Origin of the sequence: Bartonella sp. MR30HLJHH, assembly GCF_042194195.1 — a bacterium.
GTDB classification, from domain to species: Bacteria; Pseudomonadota; Alphaproteobacteria; order Rhizobiales; family Rhizobiaceae; genus Bartonella; species Bartonella grahamii.
In genome coordinates, this window is record NZ_JBHIMO010000042.1 from 1 (window position 1) to 4221 (window position 4221).

7 protein-coding genes are annotated in these 4221 nt (G+C 39.8%); 3 read left to right on the plus strand and 4 right to left on the minus strand.

The window, feature by feature from the left end:
• Positions 1-174: 174 nt before the first annotated feature.
• Complete coding sequence (locus ACFIKR_RS08775; protein WP_273790985.1) at positions 175-489, plus strand: type II toxin-antitoxin system RelE/ParE family toxin; 315 nt, start codon at positions 175-177, stop codon at positions 487-489.
• Positions 490-505: 16 nt separating this feature from the next.
• Positions 506-802, plus strand: coding sequence for a HigA family addiction module antitoxin (locus tag ACFIKR_RS08780; protein WP_004861504.1), 297 nt, complete (start codon positions 506-508; stop codon positions 800-802).
• 44 nt (positions 803-846) lie between these two features.
• Here the strand turns inward: ACFIKR_RS08780 and ACFIKR_RS08785 are convergent, their stop codons facing one another.
• Positions 847-1125 (minus strand): hypothetical protein, encoded by a 279-nt coding sequence (locus ACFIKR_RS08785; protein WP_375659581.1) that lies wholly within the window; start codon positions 1123-1125, stop codon positions 847-849.
• On the minus strand, positions 1122-1853 hold the full coding sequence (locus ACFIKR_RS08790; RefSeq protein WP_375659582.1) for an antA/AntB antirepressor family protein: 732 nt from the start codon (positions 1851-1853) through the stop codon (positions 1122-1124). The genes ACFIKR_RS08785 and ACFIKR_RS08790 overlap by 4 nt, the downstream gene beginning before the upstream one ends.
• 381 nt (positions 1854-2234) lie before the next feature.
• Between ACFIKR_RS08790 and ACFIKR_RS08795 the strand changes: the two genes are divergently transcribed.
• The gene (locus ACFIKR_RS08795; protein WP_375659583.1) at positions 2235-3077 is read left to right on the plus strand and encodes a hypothetical protein; all 843 of its coding nucleotides are present in this window, start codon (positions 2235-2237) and stop codon (positions 3075-3077) included.
• A gap of 27 nt (positions 3078-3104) precedes the next feature.
• Here ACFIKR_RS08795 and ACFIKR_RS08800 read toward each other — a convergent pair whose 3' ends face one another.
• Together ACFIKR_RS08800 and ACFIKR_RS08805 are read right to left on the minus strand one after the other, a co-directional pair.
• Positions 3105-3461 carry a hypothetical protein gene (locus ACFIKR_RS08800; RefSeq protein ID WP_375659584.1) on the minus strand — a complete coding sequence of 119 codons (357 nt, stop codon included), beginning with the start codon at positions 3459-3461 and terminating at the stop codon, positions 3105-3107.
• Between the two features lies 1 nt (position 3462).
• Positions 3463-4221, minus strand: a 759-nt coding sequence (locus ACFIKR_RS08805; RefSeq protein WP_375659585.1) for a major capsid protein, incomplete at its 5' end; no start/stop codon positions are given.

The following is a 4221-nucleotide window of genomic DNA, read 5'->3' on the forward strand; positions in this document are numbered from 1 at the left end:
GCAGGCGTGTTCTCAGGGGAAAAGTTGAAATCACGCATATTGAAAACATTGTCACCAGCTGCCGTCTTTGCTGCTTTAATCAACGCAACAAAGCTTTCCCTTATCGTTTCTCTCGGATGCATGAGTGTTCCTGTTATTTAACATTTATCCTTTTCTTTATATTGGTATCGTGTTATGATACGTAAAAGAACGAATAAAGGTGATTTGGTGATTGAATCTTTTGCGGATAAGCGGTGTAAAGATCTTTTAGAAGGCAATCCGCCCAGAGGCTTTCCCACCACTCTAGTGCGTATAGCCCAAAGAAAATTGTTTATGCTCGATAAAGCAGTTGATCTCAAAGATTTGCGCAGTCCTCCGGGAAATCGTCTAGAAGCATTGAAAGGAGAGCGTAAAGGTCAATATTCTATCCGTATTAATGACCAGTTTCGTATTTGTTTTGAATGGCGCTCTAATGGCGCCTATGAAGTTGAAATCGTAGATTATCATTGATCTGTAGGAGGTCGAGATGAAAAATTATATTGCTATTCATCCCGGAGAAATTTTACGAGAGGAATATTTAAAAGAATATGCTCTCTCTGCTTATGCTCTTGCAAAAGCATTAAATGTTCCACGCACGAGAATAGAACGTATTGTTGCTGAAAATAGTCCAGTGACTCCCGATACAGCTCTCAGATTAGCCTATTTTTTTGATACTACTGCTGAATTTTGGCTTAACATGCAAGCTGCTTATGACGTTAGTATATTACAAACTGAAAAAGCAGACGAATTTGCCAAAATCAATAAATTTGAATGTAGGGTTTAACCACTCCCTACCTTTAACGATAGGGAGGGGAGTTGTGTTTTTAATTAAGCAACCTTTTTAATGGGGCTCTCTAAATCTGGTTCATAAGTTCGCAACAAAGAATCCATACGATGTGGAAGTTCTGAAGCTCCAAAATCTGTCAAAATTGCCAAGATTTTTGTAATATTGGGCACGTCATCTTGAAGCTTTAAAACCAGAGCATCTACGACCGATTCCATTACCTCAACTATAGCATTGCAGTCCTTATCTCCAATGCCTCGATGATTAGAAAGCTTAAACAATGCCATCCATAAATCGCACAAAAAATCGACACTGCTATTCATTGCACACCCCCAAAGATTTGTTCTCTCAAACATGCCAATCCTCTAGATGTGATTTTCGTTGAAGGGAGCACCTTTTCTGTACCATCCGGTCTTTGAATGGTAATAGCAGGGCAATCCATGAATCCTTTCTTGATCTTGTCCTGATAAGGTAACAGAGGCGCCCCTGGAGCCCGTCGATAAACCCAATCATGTTTACGCAAGTAATCCGTTAAGTCCTTTGGTCGTACCTCTAACATCTTTGCTGCTTCAATAAGACCAAACAAACCATCAGAACGCTTTAAACCTTCCAAAGCTTTTGCTTTTGGTGCTAATTCTGCAATAACATGATCTTTTTGCTCTATTTGACTTTGTAAGTGATTTAAAACACCAAGCAATGCTTCCGGTTTGGAGTAATCAACTTGTGGTGTTGCTACTTGTTTCAAAAGTCGTTCACATTTGATAAAGTATTGACGCGCTTCATGCCCTTTATCATTACGCTCTATCATTGAAAGATGTTTAGCCATGTCTAATGTAATGTGGTATTCTTTTACCTTTCCACCGTTTTCTAAATTTTTAGAAAGCGTTATAAAGTTTATATTTTCCAGAAATTTACATTCTTTAATGCGATTTTTAATCCAGTCTGCAAACTTTGATGTAATTTCCAAAAATGCATGTAACTCACGTGCATTCACAGTTTGAACAGTCTCTTGATCAATGACCTGTTTTGATATTTCTATAAGTGTGTTCATGAGAACTCCTTGGTAATAGACGTTTTTGATTGACACTCTTTAAAAAGTGCCGGGTGCTCAAAAACACGGTACCAAGTCCGTCGTTACGCTTTTCCCGCAAGGGTATTGTATAGCGTAACCACACCCGACAATATCATTATATGCGTGTAACACACAATGAGTCAAAGCCTTTAATGTGCGGAAAATAAACTATCTCGGTAGCTCGCCCGCTTGGTATTTAAGGTGTTTTTGAGGCACCTGATTCGATTATTCATACTCCTGTCACAATGTCAATAAGTAATATTACATTTTTCTAAATTATATTAAGTATGTCTTTACTTTATTTGTCGACTCACTTTAAATTTCCGCTTTACTTTTTTATTTATAGCGGAGGGGGAGGTAATGCTGGATACCCTTGATACAATTGCAATGATCGTGTGCTTGTTATCATTGCCAATGATGATTGTCGGACTCGTTTTAGTATGTATAAAGAAATGGCGGAAAAACGGACTGAAAACTCTTGGTATTGGAGCTTTATTATTTATCGGCTCTGCGATAGTAGGTGCTTCTGTACACAAAGACAAACCAAATCAAATTACACACAATAATGAAATTGTTGCCTCCTCCTCGACTTCGTCAATAGATGTTGCTACTCAAAACGAAAGCGTGACTCAGGTACCAGCTGAGGATACTGATAAGCAAATTACCCCCACTCAAGTTAACAAACCAGACAAAGATGATGGATTAGGCTTTTGGGGATGGGGGTTGTTAATAATCCTCACTTTTTCTGCTGGTTCCGCTTTATATAATTATTGTCTATACAGACGCAAAAAACATTTTGAACAACAAGTTGCGATGTTACAACCAGATATCCCTCCCTTTAATTTTTCCGAAGCATGTGAAATGTTTCAAGAACTTGATGCAAGTGAATATGATTATCGTCTAGCACCTAATGAAAAACTGTTGGGAGTTCAAGAATATGCTAATTTTGTTGGTAAACGTAGAGTAAATAAAATAGAACAAATGGTAGTTGTAGCACGTGGGCGTCTTTTGGTAACCGATCAAGCTATTGTGTTTGAAAGCTCTGAAAAGAATGAACGAACTACTTGGACGCGAATTGCATCAGTAGACATCACATATGAGGGATGTCGGGTTAATCGCCGCTCTGGTATACCATGGAACTACAAATTCACCGCTACTCCCCAATTTGCTGCAGTGGTTAGGGCTCTTGGGCAGCCTTATTGATTTTTAAACACACCAAATAAAGATGCCTCATTGTTTTATCTCCCGCAAGATAAGCTTATACATACCGGATTCAGAGGCTTGGACATCTGTGATCACGAAGTGCTCTTGAGAAGAGGGAGCTTTGCTGTTTTCAGGGGAAATGATTACAACATTATCTTCAGGTTTTGGTGGTAATCCTCCAATGTCATTGATGCAAAGATCAAGTTCCTTTCTTGCAATTGTGGTGGGGATTCTGCCACCGGCGTCCGATTCTGAATGCTTAATGCCGTAAATCGCTGTGATACGAAAAGATTGCTGGTTGTCCTTTCGCGTGTAGATGATGGGCTGCCCAAAAGTGTTGCGTACATCTTTAACCATTTTGTTTAGCAGCCCGTGCCATCGCATATTATTTCGCTCCAATCACTGCTTTAAACAGCATTTCTGGGCGTGTGCAAATGTAAAGCGGATAGCTGTAGACCTCCGGTTTTACCCATGCATTACGGTCGTGATCAATGATCAGCATGGTGTAGAGAGGTTTTCCAACGGTGTTGGCAAAATCCAAGCTTTCACCAGGAGCAAAGGTTTTTTGGAAGACACCAGGCGCATCAACAGGGAAGAATTGACATTCATCAGGCTTAATGCCTATGGCGCGCTTTGTTCCAGCCTTCGCACCCACATTATAGTTGTGAATACTCCGGTAATTAATGAAAGTGACACCAGCAAAGTCAAAACTGCCAAAGCTCCCCGAGCCAAGAGCGCTTGGTGTTGCAACACCTCCGGCGCTATTGAGTGTCTGTGCTAAGGCTGTGTTTAAATAGGTCTCACGAATTGTTTTATGGTTTTTCAACTTGGAAAAGAATTCATTTCCACAAAGCCCAATAATGCGTGAACGATCAGAAAATGCTCCTTTTGAAGCCTCAATCATCCTCATAATGACTTGGTCAACATTGTCAGCAACATTGGTTGTTTCTGTATTTAGTTTAAAGTCAATGGGCTTTGGTGGTGTGATTTCCCATTCTTTGTACCAATCGACAATCACGGAGCCATCAGCATCAAGGACAACACCTTGAACAGCGCCAAGCTGCATATTTTCCCATGTCAATTCGATTTCAGAAATCAGTTTCTTTTGTTTTCTGGCAATATATTTCATTGCTGTCTCTAACTG

Bases quoted from the DNA above. Each gene is read 5' to 3' on its own strand.
- ACFIKR_RS08795 (WP_375659583.1), top strand. From the start codon at position 2,235: ATGCTGGATACCCTTGATACAATTGCAATGATCGTGTGCTTGTTATCA.
- ACFIKR_RS08780 (WP_004861504.1), top strand. From the start codon at position 506: ATGAAAAATTATATTGCTATTCATCCCGGAGAAATTTTACGAGAGGAA.
- ACFIKR_RS08800 (WP_375659584.1), bottom strand. From the start codon at position 3,461: ATGCGATGGCACGGGCTGCTAAACAAAATGGTTAAAGATGTACGCAAC.
- ACFIKR_RS08785 (WP_375659581.1), bottom strand. From the start codon at position 1,125: ATGAATAGCAGTGTCGATTTTTTGTGCGATTTATGGATGGCATTGTTT.
- ACFIKR_RS08790 (WP_375659582.1), bottom strand. From the start codon at position 1,853: ATGAACACACTTATAGAAATATCAAAACAGGTCATTGATCAAGAGACT.
- ACFIKR_RS08775 (WP_273790985.1), top strand. From the start codon at position 175: ATGATACGTAAAAGAACGAATAAAGGTGATTTGGTGATTGAATCTTTT.